The sequence below is a fragment of the Methylobacterium aerolatum genome, from assembly GCF_022179085.1.
In the GTDB taxonomy this organism is placed as follows: Bacteria; Pseudomonadota; Alphaproteobacteria; order Rhizobiales; family Beijerinckiaceae; genus Methylobacterium; species Methylobacterium aerolatum.
This window is the reverse complement of sequence record NZ_BPQE01000027.1, coordinates 23,866-36,860: the sequence shown is the minus strand read 5'-3', so window position 1 is coordinate 36,860 and position 12,995 is coordinate 23,866. Positions and strand designations below refer to the sequence as shown.

The 12,995-nt window shown below is 71.8% G+C and carries 11 protein-coding genes; 4 read left to right on the top strand and 7 right to left on the bottom strand.

Features of this window, described 5'->3' with window-relative positions; all coding sequences use genetic code 11:
- The first annotated feature begins 39 nt into the window (after positions 1–39).
- A complete protein-coding gene (locus tag MFF06_RS17990; protein ID WP_238206484.1) occupies positions 40–1,269 on the top strand; it encodes an amidase in 1,230 nt (409 codons plus the stop codon).
- Between the two features lie 7 nt (positions 1,270–1,276).
- Here the strand turns inward: MFF06_RS17990 and MFF06_RS17985 are convergent, their stop codons facing one another.
- On the bottom strand, positions 1,277–2,422 hold the full coding sequence (locus MFF06_RS17985; RefSeq protein WP_238206482.1) for an AI-2E family transporter: 1,146 nt from the start codon (positions 2,420–2,422) through the stop codon (positions 1,277–1,279).
- Positions 2,423–2,551: 129 nt separating this feature from the next.
- Between MFF06_RS17985 and MFF06_RS17980 the strand changes: the two genes are divergently transcribed.
- Positions 2,552–2,692 carry a hypothetical protein gene (locus tag MFF06_RS17980; RefSeq protein WP_238206480.1) on the top strand — a complete coding sequence of 47 codons (141 nt, stop codon included), beginning with the start codon at positions 2,552–2,554 and terminating at the stop codon, positions 2,690–2,692.
- Between the two features lie 11 nt (positions 2,693–2,703).
- Here MFF06_RS17980 and MFF06_RS17975 read toward each other — a convergent pair whose 3' ends face one another.
- On the bottom strand, positions 2,704–3,171 hold the full coding sequence (locus MFF06_RS17975) for a molybdenum cofactor biosynthesis protein MoaE (RefSeq protein ID WP_238206659.1): 468 nt from the start codon (positions 3,169–3,171) through the stop codon (positions 2,704–2,706).
- 176 nt (positions 3,172–3,347) lie between these two features.
- Here MFF06_RS17975 and MFF06_RS17970 point away from each other — a divergent pair, with 176 nt between their 5' ends.
- Positions 3,348–4,373 (top strand): gamma carbonic anhydrase family protein, encoded by a 1,026-nt coding sequence (locus tag MFF06_RS17970; RefSeq protein ID WP_238206478.1) that lies wholly within the window; start codon positions 3,348–3,350, stop codon positions 4,371–4,373.
- Between the two features lie 111 nt (positions 4,374–4,484).
- Positions 4,485–8,099: a transcription-repair coupling factor gene (gene mfd / locus MFF06_RS17965; protein ID WP_238206476.1), complete on the top strand. Its 3,615-nt coding sequence runs from the start codon at positions 4,485–4,487 to the stop codon at positions 8,097–8,099.
- Positions 8,100–8,199: 100 nt separating this feature from the next.
- Here mfd and MFF06_RS17960 read toward each other — a convergent pair whose 3' ends face one another.
- The 5 genes from MFF06_RS17960 to MFF06_RS17940 all read right to left on the bottom strand — a co-directional run bounded on the left by MFF06_RS17960 (position 8,200) and on the right by MFF06_RS17940 (position 12,928).
- A complete protein-coding gene (locus tag MFF06_RS17960; protein ID WP_238206474.1) occupies positions 8,200–9,225 on the bottom strand; it encodes a tetratricopeptide repeat protein in 1,026 nt (341 codons plus the stop codon).
- Positions 9,222–9,875: a thiamine phosphate synthase gene (locus tag MFF06_RS17955; RefSeq protein ID WP_238206472.1), complete on the bottom strand. Its 654-nt coding sequence runs from the start codon at positions 9,873–9,875 to the stop codon at positions 9,222–9,224. The genes MFF06_RS17960 and MFF06_RS17955 overlap by 4 nt, the downstream gene beginning before the upstream one ends.
- Before the next feature lie 36 nt (positions 9,876–9,911).
- Entirely contained in the window at positions 9,912–10,982 is a 1,071-nt protein-coding gene (gene fba, locus MFF06_RS17950; protein ID WP_238206470.1) for a class II fructose-bisphosphate aldolase, read from the bottom strand.
- 210 nt (positions 10,983–11,192) lie between these two features.
- Positions 11,193–12,395 carry a phosphoglycerate kinase gene (locus MFF06_RS17945; RefSeq protein ID WP_238206468.1) on the bottom strand — a complete coding sequence of 401 codons (1,203 nt, stop codon included), beginning with the start codon at positions 12,393–12,395 and terminating at the stop codon, positions 11,193–11,195.
- A gap of 41 nt (positions 12,396–12,436) precedes the next feature.
- Positions 12,437–12,928, bottom strand: coding sequence for a hypothetical protein (locus MFF06_RS17940; protein WP_238206466.1), 492 nt, complete (start codon positions 12,926–12,928; stop codon positions 12,437–12,439).
- Between the last annotated feature and the right edge of the window lie 67 nt (positions 12,929–12,995).

The following is a 12,995-nucleotide window of genomic DNA, read 5'->3' as shown; positions in this document are numbered from 1 at the left end:
CCTGTTGACAGGTCCCGCCTGCGGTCGACCAAATACGCGATGATCTCGATCCTCGACCTCCGCGCCCGCATCGGTGCCGGCTCCCTCACGCCGCGCGGCGCCATCGACCTGTGCCGGGAGGCCATCGCCGCCCGCGATCCGGCGATCGGGGCGTTCGTCGCGCTCGATCCCGATCCCGCCATCCCCGATGAGGGGCCCCTGGCCGGCATCGCGGTGGGCCTCAAGGACATCATCGACACCGCCGGACTGCCGACGCAGATGGGCTCGGCGATCTACGAGGGCTGGCGCCCGCGCGCCGACGCCGCCGTGGCGAGCCGCCTGAAGGCGCTGGGCGCCGTCACGCTCGCCAAGACGACGACCACCGCCTTCGCGAGCCTGGACCCGACGGAAACCCGCAACCCCCACGATCCCGGCCACACCCCCGGCGGCTCCTCGGCGGGCTCGGCGGCGGCGGTCGGCGGCGGGATGCTGCCGCTGGCCTTCGGCACCCAGACGGGCGGCTCGGTGATCCGCCCGGCGAGCTTCTGCGGCTGCGCGGCGATCAAGCCCTCCTTCCGGCTCATCCCCACCGTGGGGGTGAAGACCTATTCCTGGGCGCTGGACACGGTCGGCCTGTTCGCGGCCGGCGTCGGCGACCTCGCCTACGCCCTGGCGGCGGTCACCGGTCGCGAGGGGATCGAGACGGAGGCCGCATCGGCCCCGCGCATCGCCCTCGTCCGCCAGGATTTCGCGCAGGCACCGGAGCCTGCCGCCGAGGCGGCGCTTCTCCGCGCGGCGGAGGCCGCCGGGCGGGCGGGGGCACGCCTGGTGGACATCGCCCTGCCGCCGGAACTCGCGAGCGCCTGGGCGCGGCATCCCGAGATCCAGGATTTCGAGGCGCGCCAAGCCCTGGGGTGGGAGTTCACCGAGCACGGGGAGGCGTTGCCGCCCCGGATCCGGGAACATCTCGAAGCAGGCGGACGGATCACGGCCGCCGACTACGACGACGCCCGGCGCCACGCCCACCGGGCGCGGCGGGTGCTGAAGGCGCTGTTCGAGGAGGTCGATGTCCTCCTGACCTACTCGGCTCCGGGCCCGGCGCCCGCCACCCTCGCCTCGACGGGCGACGCGCGGTTCAACCGCCTCTGGACCCTGATGGGCGTGCCCTGCGTGAACGTGCCCGTCCCCGGCGAGGGGCTCCCCGTGGGCGTTCAGGTCGTGGGCCGCTTCGGCGGCGACGGGCGCACCCTCGCCGTCGCGAAGCTGATCGAGGACGCGCTGCGGCGGTGAGCCCGGTCTACCGTCCCGGATGCTCGCCCAGGGTGTCCTCGACGTAGAGCTGCTCCAGCAGCACCTTGATCACCGCCAGCAGGGGCAGTGCCAGGGCGATGCCCCACAGGCCGAAGATCACGCCCAGCACGAGCTGTCCGGCGAAGATCGTCGCCGGGGGGATGTCGAGGGCGCGCTTCTGGATGAAGGGCGTGAGGCCGTAGCTCTCCAGGCACTGGACGGCGAGGTACACGCCAAGCGCCCCGACGAGGGCCTTGAGGCCCGAGGCGAGGGCGGCGAGGACGATCACGAGGCCGGCGACGAGCGGGCCCACGGTCGGCACGAAGGCGAGGAGCCCGGCCTGCAGGCCGAGGATCAGCGCGCCGCCGATCCCGAGAAAGGACAAGCCGGCCCAGGTGAACAGGAAGATCGCGGTCATCGTGAGGATCTGGCCGAAGAGCCAGTGGCGCAGGGTCTCCCCGGCGCTGTCGAGCACCTTCCCCGCCCGCCGCCGCTTCCCCGGGGGGACGAAGCGCAGGACCCCGTCCCGGTAGACCTTCGGATCGGCGGCGAAGGCAAGGCCGAGGAAAACGATCACCAGCAGGTTGCCCACGGCATCGAACAGGCCGAGCACCACGGCGGTGGCGGGGCCGAGCACGCTGCTCGCGCTCGACAGGACCGCGCCGGAACTCTTCAGCAGACCCGAGGCGAGGCCGCCGAGCCCCCCTTCCTGCTGGCCCGGCTCGCGGCCCGACCGCCCGTCCTCCTTCGGCGATTGCAGGAGCGGCACGTCGATGCCGTGCTCCGACAGCCAGCCATTCACGAAATCCGCCTGGGTCTTGATGGTGCTGCCGAGGTCGCGGCCCTGCTGGGCCACCGTGGCGCTGCCGTAGGTGGCAAAGCTCACCGCGCAGACGGCCACCGCGAGGCTCGCGAGCGTCAGCCGCAGGCTGCGGGGCAGGGGAAGGACGTAGGCCAGGGCGCGGGTGAGGCCGTCGAGGAAGACGCCGAGCAGCATCCCGGCGAAGATCAGGAGCAGGGTGCCCGCCGACATCCAGGCGAGCGCCAGCGCCGCCGTGAAGCAGACGACCGCGATGCCCGAGCCGGCCAGGGGCGCCGCCCCCCGCCACGGACCGACCGGCCCGTCCAGTTGGTGCAGCTTCGAGTCGGTCATGGGAGCCTCGGGCGCCGGAAGGGCCGCCCCTGGAACGCCGCCCGGCCCGCCGGGTCAACCCCGGCAGGCGACGATTTGCCGGGAGGCGCGTTGAGCCGGGGTCGATCCCGACAGGCAAGGACACCCTCCATGGATTTCCACGGCAACCCGCACGCCCACTCCCTTGGCCACACGGTCGATTCGGGGGATCAGCTGAGCAGCGTCGTCATCCTCGGCATCGCGGCGGTGGGCGGCCTCGTCGCGCTGGTGCTCACCGCGCTGATCCACTGAGGCGGCGCCCCTCAGCCGCCGGCCCATTTCTCCGCCGCCGCGTCGTCGGCGGCGGTCGCCTCGACCCAGCCGCCGACGCTGCCGTCGGACAGGTGCTCCCGCTTCCAGAAGGGTGCCCGCGTCTTGAGGTAGTCCATCAGGAAACTCGCGGCCTCGAAGGCGGCGACGCGGTGGCTGGAGGCGGTGACGACGAGCACGATGCCGTCGCCCGGTGCCATCAGTCCGTGCCGGTGTATCACCCGCACCGCCTGAAGGGGCCAGCGCGCGGCGGCCTCTCCGGCCACGCGCGCGATCTCGGCCTCGGCCATGCCGGGATAATGCTCCAGTTCGAGGGCGGCGAGGCGGCCGGATTCGTCTCGGCAGAGCCCCGCGAAGGTCACGACCGCGCCGATCCGGCCGGGATGGGCCGCGGTGATCCGCGCCACCTCGGCGGCGGAATCGAAGGGGTCTGCCTGGATCGACACGCTCGGGGCGGCCATCACGCGGTCCACGTCGTCGCTCTCCACTGTCCGGCTCCGCCCGCTCGCCCGTGGAGCCGCGGTCCCATCGGGGGCCACCGGTTGTCCCGGATCCGCCCTATATGGCACGCAGGGGCACGGTCCGGCACCGCATAGACCGATCGTCGTGCCCGCACCACGGAGGCGATAAGCCCGCGATGAACCCCGAGTTGACCCTGCCGCACGATGGTCATGTGCCCGAATTCTCGGCCCGCCCGGTCTGGTGCGGCCGCGACAGCACGGTGATCGGCGCGGTGCGGATCGGGGCGCAGGCGTGGCTCGGCGACGCGGCGGTGATCCGCGCGGACGGGCAGCCGGTCATCCTTGGCGACCGGTTCTGGCTCGGCCACCGCTCCACCGTCCACATCGCCACCTTCGGCCAGGGGACCACCTGCGGCGACCGGGTGACGGTGGGCCGCAACAGCGTGCTCCACGCCTGCACCCTGGGTTCGGACGTGGTGGTCGAGGACGACGTGGTGATCCTCGACGAGGCCAGCGTCGGGGACGGGGCCATCATCGAGGCCGGGGCGACGGTGTTCCCCCGGGCGGAGCTGGCGGGCGGCTTCGCCTATGCCGGCAGCCCGGCGCGGGCCGTGCGGCCCGTCGGGCAGGGCGAGGTCGCCGAGCGGGCGGAGCGCCTGCGCGAGGGCGGAACCGAGGGAATCGGCCCGGAGGCGGAGCCGGTCTCGGACCTCGATCCCGACGTGTTCATCGCCCGCACCGCCCGGTTGCGCGGCCGGGTCGGCCTCGGGGCGGGGGCGAGCGTGCTGTTCTGCTGCGCCCTGGAGGCCGAGGCGGGCCCGATCGTGATCGGCGCCGACACCAACATCCAGGACAACACCGTCATCCGCACCCGCGGCGAGGGCGTGATCATCGGCCGGGACACCACCGTCGCCCACAACGTCCGCATCGGCGATTGCCGTATCGGCGCGCGCTCCCTCATCGGCATCGGCGCGACCGTGGCGCCGGGCACGCTGATCGCCGACGACGTGATGCTGGCGGCGGGATCGACCACCGATCCCGGCCAGATCCTCGCCTCCGGCCACCTCTGGGGCGGCCGCCCCGCCCGCATCCTCGCCCCCCTCGACGCCGAGCGCCGGACGATGATGCTGCGGATCGTCGAGGGCTACCGCCAGCACGGCCGGGCCTACCGGAAGGCGCAGGACGGGCTGACGGCGGGCTGACGCACGGCCGCGCCGCGGCGGGAACCCTGGATCGCCGCCCCGCGATGGGTTAACGCCCGCCCATCTCATGGACTCCGCCCCGGCGGACGGACATCCCGCGAACGAGCCCCGATGGCCAAGCCACACCCGAAGCCGCAAGCCCCGGCGGTGAACACCCCTGCGGGCAAGCCGCAGGCCGCCCGCTTCGCCCTGCCGAAATCCTCGGCCCTCGCCAAGGCCATGGAGGCGCTCAAGCGCGGCGACAGCCCCACCCTCGCGGGCGTGCCCGAAGGGTTCGACGCCGTGGTGGCGGCCGACCTCGCCCGCGCGCTCGCGCCGGACTCGAAGGGTCCGGCGGTGCTGGTCCACGTGGCCCGCGATTCCGGCCGCTCGGCCTCGTTCCAGGCGGCGCTCGGCTTCGCCGCCCCCGAACTCGACGTGATGACCCTGCCCGCCTGGGACTGCCAGCCCTACGACCGGGTCTCGCCCACGACCGGCGTCGCGGCGCAGCGGGTGACGGCGCTCGCCCGCCTCGCCCGGACGCGCTCCTCGGAGGAGCGACCGCGCATCCTCTGCACCACCATCAACGCCCTGGTGCAGCGGGTGCCGCCCAAGGCCCACATCGCCCGCGAGACCTTCTCGGCGGCGGTGGGCAACGCCGTGGCGATGGACGGGATCGTCGCCTGGGTGGAGGCGAACGGCTTCCTGCGCACCGGCACCGTCCGCGATACCGGGGAGTACGCCGTGCGCGGCGGCATCCTCGACCTGTCGCCGCCGGGCCTGCCCGCGCCGATCCGCCTCGACTTCTTCGGCGACACGCTGGAATCGATCCGCGCCTTCGATCCCGAGACGCAGCGCACCACCGGGCAGCTCCGCTCCCTCGACCTCGTGCCGATGAGCGAGGTGCAGCTCACCACCGAGACGATCCGGCGCTTCCGGCAGAACTACATCCAGAGCTTCGGCGCGGCGACCCGCGACGACCGCCTCTACGAGACCGTGAGCGAAGGCCGCCGCTATGCCGGCCTCGAACACTGGATGCCGCTGTTCTACGACGGCCTCGACACGCTGTTCGACTACCTCGCCGGGGTGCCGCTCCTCCTCGATCCGCAGGTGGAGGAGGCGGCCTCCGAGCGCATCGCCCTGGTGCAGGACTACTATCAGGCCCGCGAGACGGCCCTGAAACAGCCGCAGGCGGGCGTGGCGCCCTACAAGCCCCTGCCGCCCCGCGCCCTCTACCTCACGCCCAACGAGGTGAAGGAGCGCTTGGCCACCGCGACGGTCGCGCGGATGACGCCCTTCGACCAGCCGGACTCGCCCGAGCGCGCCGTCATCGATTGCGGCGCCAAGCCCGGCCGGAGCTTCGCCCCCGAGCGGGCGGACGAGGCCGCCAGCGTGTTCGACGCGGCGGTGGCCCATATCCGCGACCTTCAGGGATCCGGTCATCACGTGATCCTCGGATCCTGGTCCGACGGCTCCCGCGACCGGCTCTGCGGCGTGCTCTCCGACCACGGCCTGAAGAAGCCCGTGGCGATCACGCGGCTCGCGGACGTCTACGCGCTGAAGCGCGGCACCGACGTGGCGGTGGCGGTGTGGGGGCTGGAGGCCGGCTTCACCGTCGGCGAACTCGCGGTCGTGTCCGAGGGCGACATCCTCGGCGACCGGCTGGTGCGCCAGAAGCGCAAGGCCAAGCGCCCGCAGGACGTGATCCTGGAGGTCCAGGCCCTCCAGACCGGCGACCTCGTGGTCCACGCCGACCACGGCATCGGCCGCTTCATCGGCCTCAAGACCATCCACGCGGCGGGCGCCCCGCACGATTGCCTCGAACTGCAATATACCGGCGGGCAATTGCTCCTGCCGGTGGAGAACATCGAGCTTCTCACCCGCTACGGCTCGGAGGACTCGGAAGTCGCCCTGGACCGGCTGGGTGGCGGCGCGTGGCAGGCCCGCAAGGCCAAGATGAAGCGCCGCATCCTCGAGATGGCGGGCGAACTCATCAAGATCGCGGCGCAGCGCTTCGTGAAGAAGGCGCCGCTGTTGAAGCCGCCGGAGGGTCTCTACGAGGAATTCGCCGCGCGCTTCCCCTTCGAGGAGACGGAGGATCAGGCGAACGCCATCGACGCCGTGCTCGACGACCTGAACGCCGGCCGCCCGATGGACCGGCTGGTCTGCGGCGATGTCGGCTTCGGCAAGACCGAAGTGGCGCTGCGGGCCGCCTTCGCCGGGGCCATCGCCGGCAAGCAGGTGGCGGTGATCGTGCCGACGACGCTGCTCGCCCGCCAGCACTACCGGACCTTCGCCGAGCGCTTCAAGGGTCTCCCCATCCAGGTGGCCCAGCTCTCCCGCTTCGTCTCGGCGGGGGACATGAAGCAGACCCGCGCCGGACTGGCGGCGGGCACCGTGGATATCGTGGTGGGCACGCACGCCTTGCTCGCGAAAAACATCGCCTTCAAGGATCTCGGCCTGCTGATCGTGGACGAGGAGCAGCATTTCGGCGTCTCCCACAAGGAGCGGCTGAAGGCGCTCCAAGCGGATGTCCACGTGCTGACCCTCTCGGCGACGCCGATCCCGCGCACCCTGCAACTCGCCATGACCGGGGTGCGCGAGCTCTCGATCATCGCGACCCCGCCGGTGGACCGGCTGGTGGTCCGCACCTTCATCACGCCCTTCGATCCGCTCTCGATCCGCGAGGCGCTGCTGCGCGAGCGCTACCGCGGGGGCCAATCCTTCTACGTGGTGCCGCGCATCGAGGATCTGGCGGAGGTCAAGAAATTCCTCGACGCGGAGATGCCGGAGATCAAGGTCGCGGTGGCCCACGGCCAGATGGCGGCGGGGCAGCTCGAAGACGTGATGACCGCCTTCTACGAGGGCAAGTTCGACGTGCTGCTCTCGACGACCATCGTGGAATCGGGCCTCGACATCCCCACCGCCAACACGCTCATCGTCCACCGGGCGGATATGTTCGGCCTCGCCCAGCTCTACCAGCTGCGGGGGCGCGTCGGGCGCTCGAAGGCGCGGGCCTATGCCCTGTTCACGACACCGGCCGGGCGGCAGCTCACCCCGCAGGCCGAGCAGCGGCTCAAGGTGCTGCAGGGCCTCGATACCCTGGGCGCGGGCTTCCAGCTCGCGAGCCACGATCTCGACATCCGCGGCGCGGGCAACCTCTTGGGCGATGCCCAGTCCGGCCACATCAAGGAGGTCGGCTACGAACTCTACCAGCAGATGCTGGAGGATGCGGTCACCGCCCTGAAGGCGGGCATCGAGGACGTGCCGGAGGAGGCGTGGTCGCCCACCATCGCGCTCGGCGCCCCCGTCACCATCCCGGAGACGTATGTGGAGGACCTCTCGGTCCGCCTCGGCCTCTACCGGCGGCTCGCCACGATCCAGGACGACGCCGAGATGGACGTCTTCGGCGCCGAGATGATCGACCGGTTCGGTCCCCTGCCGCCGGAGGTGGAGCAGCTCCTGAAGATCGGCACGATCAAGATCCTGTGCCTCAAGGCCAACGTCGAGAAGGTCGAGGCGGGGCCGAAGGGCGTCGTCGTCCACTTCCGCGACCGGTCCTACGCCAACCCGACGGGCCTCGTCGCCTACGTTGCCGAGCAGGCCTCCTTCGCGAAGGTGCGGCCGGACATGAGCGTGGTCTTCGTGCGCGAACTGCCCTCGGTCCAGGCCCGCCTCAAGACGGCGACGGAGGTGCTGCGCAGCCTCGTGAAAATCGCCCAACGGGCGGGGAAGAAGGCGGCGTGAGGGGGGTTCCCTCTCCCCGCCTGCGCGGAGAGGGCCGCGACGACCCCGTCCAAGCCTCGCCGTCCTTGCGAGCAAAGACGGGTGCCGCTCGAAGAAAACCCTATTGCGGCTCGGCCCGGTCGTTGCCCAGCCGCTCCGCCCGGACCTTCTCGTCCTTGGTGAGGCCGGTCACGGCTTGGTCCAGCCACGCATCCGACAGGCCCTGGCCGGCGGCGGCGAGGTTCCAGGCGGCGGCCTCCACGAGGTTCTTCGGCACGCCGCGCCCGGCGGCGTAGAGCCGGGCGATCCGGTTCTGGGCGATGGCGTTGCCGCGGCGGGCGGCGTGCAGGAAGTAGCGCGCGGCGGCCTTCTCGTCCTTGGTCACGCCCGTGCCGTTGAACAGCAGGATCGCGAACTCGACCTCGCCCGCGAGGTCGCCGTTATCCGCCGCCCGGCGGAACCAGGAAGCCGCCTGTGTGGGGTCCTTGGGCACGCCCCGGCCCTGGAGGTAGAGCACGCCGAGGTCGTGCTGCGCCGGACCGACCTCCGCCTCGGCCGCCTTGCGGAACTGCTTGGCCGCCTCGGCCTCGTCGGCGGCGTTGCCGGTGCCCACGAGGATCAGGCCGAGGTTGTAGGCGGCGGTGGGCGAGCCGAGGGCCGCCGCCTGCTCCAGCCAGCGCCGCCCCGCCTTCTGGTCACGGGGAATGCCCCGGCCGTCGAGGGCCATGAGGCCGAGGGAGGAGAGGGCCGCCGGGTCGCTCAAGCCCGCCGCCACCTTGTACCACTCGGCCGCCTTCACGGGGTTCTGGGGCACGCCGAGCCCCTGGTTGTAGAGTTCGCCGAGCAGAGTCATCGCCGCCGCATCCTTCGGATTGGCCTCGATCCGCTTCGTCGCCTCCCGGAAGGCGGTGATGTACTGCCCCCGTTGGTAGGCGCCGTAGGCGACGTCCGGCGGCTGGGACGAGGCCGGGGGCACGGCGGCACCGGTGAAGTTGCCCGTGTAGGGCGTGGGCAATTCCCGCGAGATCTTTTTGGATTCGAGGGCGGCGGGCTTGGAATCGGCGGGCTTCGGATCGGCCGGGGGGACCGCCCGGGCGGGTCCGGAGACGAGCAGCAGCCCCGCGAGGACCAGGGTCAGCCGCCTCATGCCGCGAGGTCTCCGAGGAGCGCCTGCGCCCGGCCCACGGCGGCGGGGTCGGTGGCCCAAAGGGCGCTTTCCAGCCCGACGAACTCGGCCCCCGTGGCGACGAGGGCGGGAAGGTCGGCCTCCGCGGAGGCCACGGCGATGCAGGGCGTCTCGAAGATCTCCGCCCACCACGCGGCGCGGTCGCGCACCGTCTGCGGGTCGGGGGCGACGCCGTCCGGGTAGAGGCCGCCGAACAGCAGGTAGTCGACGCCGGCCTCGCCGGCCTCCATCGCGCTGTGCTTCGCCTCCAAGCCCCCGGCGCCGAGGATGCGCCCGTCCTTCAGGCGGCGGCGCAGGTCGCCGAGGTCGGAGGCGGGATCCTGGGGCTTGTCGCGGTGCACGCCGTCGGCCCCGCCCCGGGCGGCGACCTGCACGAGGTCCCCCGCGAAGTCGTGGCACGCGATCACCAGGGCGGCCTCCCGGGCCTGGGTGATGGCGGCGGCCTTCTTCACCAGGGTGACGAGGCTCCGCTCGTCGGCCGCGGCGAGCCGGAGGATCACCGCCGCGACGTCGCCGGCCGCGCAGGCGGCCTCGAGGGCGGGCAACAGGGACTCGGCCCCCGCGGCATCGAGGCCGTGGGGACCGAGGAGGGCGAGACGCTGTTCAGCCATGGGCCTTGGGATCGAAAGCGGACAATCCGCTCCCGCTTACTGCGCCCCGATCTTCGGGTCGAGGGAGCCGCTGGCATAGCGCTTGGCCATCTCCGCCACGGAGATCGGGCGGATCTTCGAGCCCTGGCCCGCCGTGTTGAACTCCTCGAAGCGCTGCCGGCAGAGCTTCGTCATCGCGTCCATGGCGGGCTTCAGGTACTTGCGCGGGTCGAACTCGGAGGGGTTCTCGGTCAGCACCTTGCGGATCTGGCCGGTCATCGCCATGCGGTTGTCGGTGTCGATGTTGATCTTGCGCACGCCGTGCTTGATGCCGCGCTGGATCTCCTCCACCGGCACGCCCCAGGTCGGCTTCATCTGGCCGCCGTACTGGTTGATGATGTCCTGCAGGTCCTGCGGCACCGAGGACGAGCCGTGCATGACGAGGTGGGTCGTCGGCAGGCGGCGGTGGATCTCCTCGATCACGTTCATGGCCAGCACCTCGCCGTCAGGCTGGCGGGTGAACTTGTAGGCGCCGTGGCTGGTGCCCATGGCCACTGCCAGGGCATCGACCTTGGTGGCCTCCACGAACTTCACCGCCTCTTCCGGATCGGTGAGGAGCTGGTCGTGGGAGAGGGTGCCCTCGGCGCCGTGGCCGTCCTCGGCCTCGCCCTGACCGCTCTCCAGCGAGCCGAGCACGCCGAGTTCACCCTCCACCGAGACGCCCGCCCAATGGGCCATCTTGGTGACGTTGCGGGTGATTTCGACGTTGTAGTTGTAGTCGGCCGGGGTCTTGCCGTCGGCCTTGAGCGAGCCGTCCATCATCACGGAGGTGAAGCCGTACTGGATGGCGGTGGCGCAGGTCGCCTCGTTGTTCCCGTGGTCGAGGTGCATGCAGACCGGGATGTGCGGGTAGATCTCGACGAGGCCGTCGATCAGCTTGGCGAGCACGATGTCGTTGGCGTAGGCGCGGGCGCCGCGGCTCGCCTGCAGGATCACCGGCGAGTCGGTGGCGTCGGCCGCCGCCATGATGGCGAGCCCCTGCTCCATGTTGTTCAGGTTGAAGGCCGGCACGCCGTACTCATGCTCGGCGGCGTGGTCGAGGAGCTGCCTCAGGGTGATGCGTGCCATGTGTCCCACCTCGGTTTCATGCCGGCGGGAGCGTCCCGCCAATTCCAACCCGGCCCCCTCATCCTGAGGTGCCGGAGCGAAGCGGAGGCCTCGAAGGAGGCCTCCAGATCTCACCGCGTTTCCTGGATGCCTCCTTCGAGGCCCGCTGGAGCGGGCACCTCGGAACGAGGTGGAGACTTGGAAACGCGCCGTTTGCCCTCAGCCGTTGCCTCAGACTTTGGCGCGCAGCGCCTCGACACCCGGCAGGGCCTTGCCCTCCAGCCATTCGAGGAAGGCGCCGCCCGCCGTGGAGACGTAGGTGAATGTCTGGCCGACGCCAGCGTGGTTGAGTGCGGCCACGGTGTCGCCGCCGCCCGCCACGGAGACGAGCTGGCCCGCCTCGGTCCGCGCCGCGGCGTGCTTCGCGGCCGCGACGGTCGCGGCGTCGAAGGGCGTCAGCTCGAAGGCGCCGAGGGGGCCGTTCCAGACGAGCGTTCTGGCGGTGTCGATGGCCGCGTTGATCTCCGCGACGGACTTCGGACCGGCATCGAGGATCATGCCCGTCTCCGGCACGGCATCGACCGGCACGGTCTCGTGGGCGGCGTTGGCCTTGAACTCGGAGGCCGAGACGGCGTCCACCGGCAGGATGATCCGGCAGCCGGCCTTCTCGGCGGCGGCGCGGATCCGCTTGGCGGTGTCGGCGAGGTCCTTCTCGCAGAGGGACTTGCCGACGGCCTTGCCTTCGGCGTGCAGGAAGGTGTTGGCCATGCCGCCGCCGATCACCAGCATGTCGACCTTGGCGACGAGGTTCTCCAGAAGATCGATCTTCGAGGAGACCTTGGCGCCGCCGACGAGCGCGATCACCGGACGCTGGGGCGCTTCCAGCCCCTTGGTCAGGGCCTCCAGCTCGGCCTGCATCTCCCGGCCGGCGTAGGCCGGCAGGCGGTGGGCGAGGCCCTCCGTCGAGGCGTGGGCGCGGTGGGCGGCGGAGAACGCCTCGTTGACATAGACGTCGCCGTTGGCGGCGAGCGCGTCGGCGAAGGCCGCGTCGTTCTTCTCCTCGCCCGCATGGTAGCGGGTGTTCTCCAGGAGGAGCACGTCGCCGTCCTTCAGCGCCGCGACGGCCTTGGCCGCCTCGTCGCCCACGCAGTCGGCGGCGAAGGAGACCGGCTGGCCGAGCGCCTTCGACAGGGCCGGAACCACCGGCTCCAGCGTGTCCTTCGGGTCGCGCTTGCCCTTCGGACGGCCGAAATGGGCGAGAAGCACCACCTTGGCCCCCTTGCCCGCGACCTCCCGGATCGTCGGGGCGACCCGCTCGATGCGCGTGGCGTCGGTGACGCGGCCGTTCTCCATCGGCACGTTCAGGTCCACGCGCATGAGGACGCGCTTGCCCTGGAGAGAGCCGGCATCGTCGAGGGTGCGGAAGGCGCTCATCGGGTCCTTGTCTGCGATTGTCGCGGGTGTCTGATGGGAGATCAGCGGATGGCGGCGGAGTTCGCCTTGGGCGGCAGCAACCCATCGAGGTTGAGCCGCTGCACGGCGACCGTCAGCACCACGGTGAGCACGGCGGTGATGACGGCCGTGAGAACGAGGGCGCCCGTCCCCGGCAGGCGCCGGGTGCGATCGGCCAGCCCGCGCACCTCGTTGCGCAGGGCCGCGAGGTCGGCTTGGCGGGCGGCGTCGTTCATGCGGCCGGCCGCACCGTCGACCTTGTCCTCGACCCGCGAGAGCAGCGCCTCGGAGCGGGCGTACTTGTCCTCGATCCGGGAGGCCTTGTCCTCGATCCGGGCGAGTTGGTCGAAGAGCTGGTTCGCGGAGACCGAGGCGACGGGCGTGGGGGCCGGGGCCTGAACCGGCGCCGGGGCGGCCGCCGAGACGGCGGGCGGCGGGGCGGGGGGAGGAGGCGAGGCGGACCCCGGAGGGATGAAACCCTGTCCGCCCTGCGAACCCTGCGACGCGTCTGCCATCCCGAGAAGCACCCTTCGTGAAACACAGGAAACCCCGCCGTCCGGTGGGACGGCGGGGCTCGTGGCG

What these genes read in the sequence shown, in the direction of transcription:
- MFF06_RS17990 (WP_238206484.1), top strand. Translation starts at nt 40, where the DNA reads ATGATCTCGATCCTCGACCTCCGCGCCCGCATCGGTGCCGGCTCCCTC.
- MFF06_RS17985 (WP_238206482.1), bottom strand. Translation starts at nt 2,422, where the DNA reads ATGACCGACTCGAAGCTGCACCAACTGGACGGGCCGGTCGGTCCGTGG.
- MFF06_RS17980 (WP_238206480.1), top strand. Translation starts at nt 2,552, where the DNA reads ATGGATTTCCACGGCAACCCGCACGCCCACTCCCTTGGCCACACGGTC.
- MFF06_RS17975 (WP_238206659.1), bottom strand. Translation starts at nt 3,171, where the DNA reads ATGGCCGCCCCGAGCGTGTCGATCCAGGCAGACCCCTTCGATTCCGCC.
- MFF06_RS17970 (WP_238206478.1), top strand. Translation starts at nt 3,348, where the DNA reads ATGAACCCCGAGTTGACCCTGCCGCACGATGGTCATGTGCCCGAATTC.
- mfd (WP_238206476.1), top strand. Translation starts at nt 4,485, where the DNA reads ATGGCCAAGCCACACCCGAAGCCGCAAGCCCCGGCGGTGAACACCCCT.
- MFF06_RS17960 (WP_238206474.1), bottom strand. Translation starts at nt 9,225, where the DNA reads ATGAGGCGGCTGACCCTGGTCCTCGCGGGGCTGCTGCTCGTCTCCGGA.
- MFF06_RS17955 (WP_238206472.1), bottom strand. Translation starts at nt 9,875, where the DNA reads ATGGCTGAACAGCGTCTCGCCCTCCTCGGTCCCCACGGCCTCGATGCC.
- fba (WP_238206470.1), bottom strand. Translation starts at nt 10,982, where the DNA reads ATGGCACGCATCACCCTGAGGCAGCTCCTCGACCACGCCGCCGAGCAT.
- MFF06_RS17945 (WP_238206468.1), bottom strand. Translation starts at nt 12,395, where the DNA reads ATGAGCGCCTTCCGCACCCTCGACGATGCCGGCTCTCTCCAGGGCAAG.
- MFF06_RS17940 (WP_238206466.1), bottom strand. Translation starts at nt 12,928, where the DNA reads ATGGCAGACGCGTCGCAGGGTTCGCAGGGCGGACAGGGTTTCATCCCT.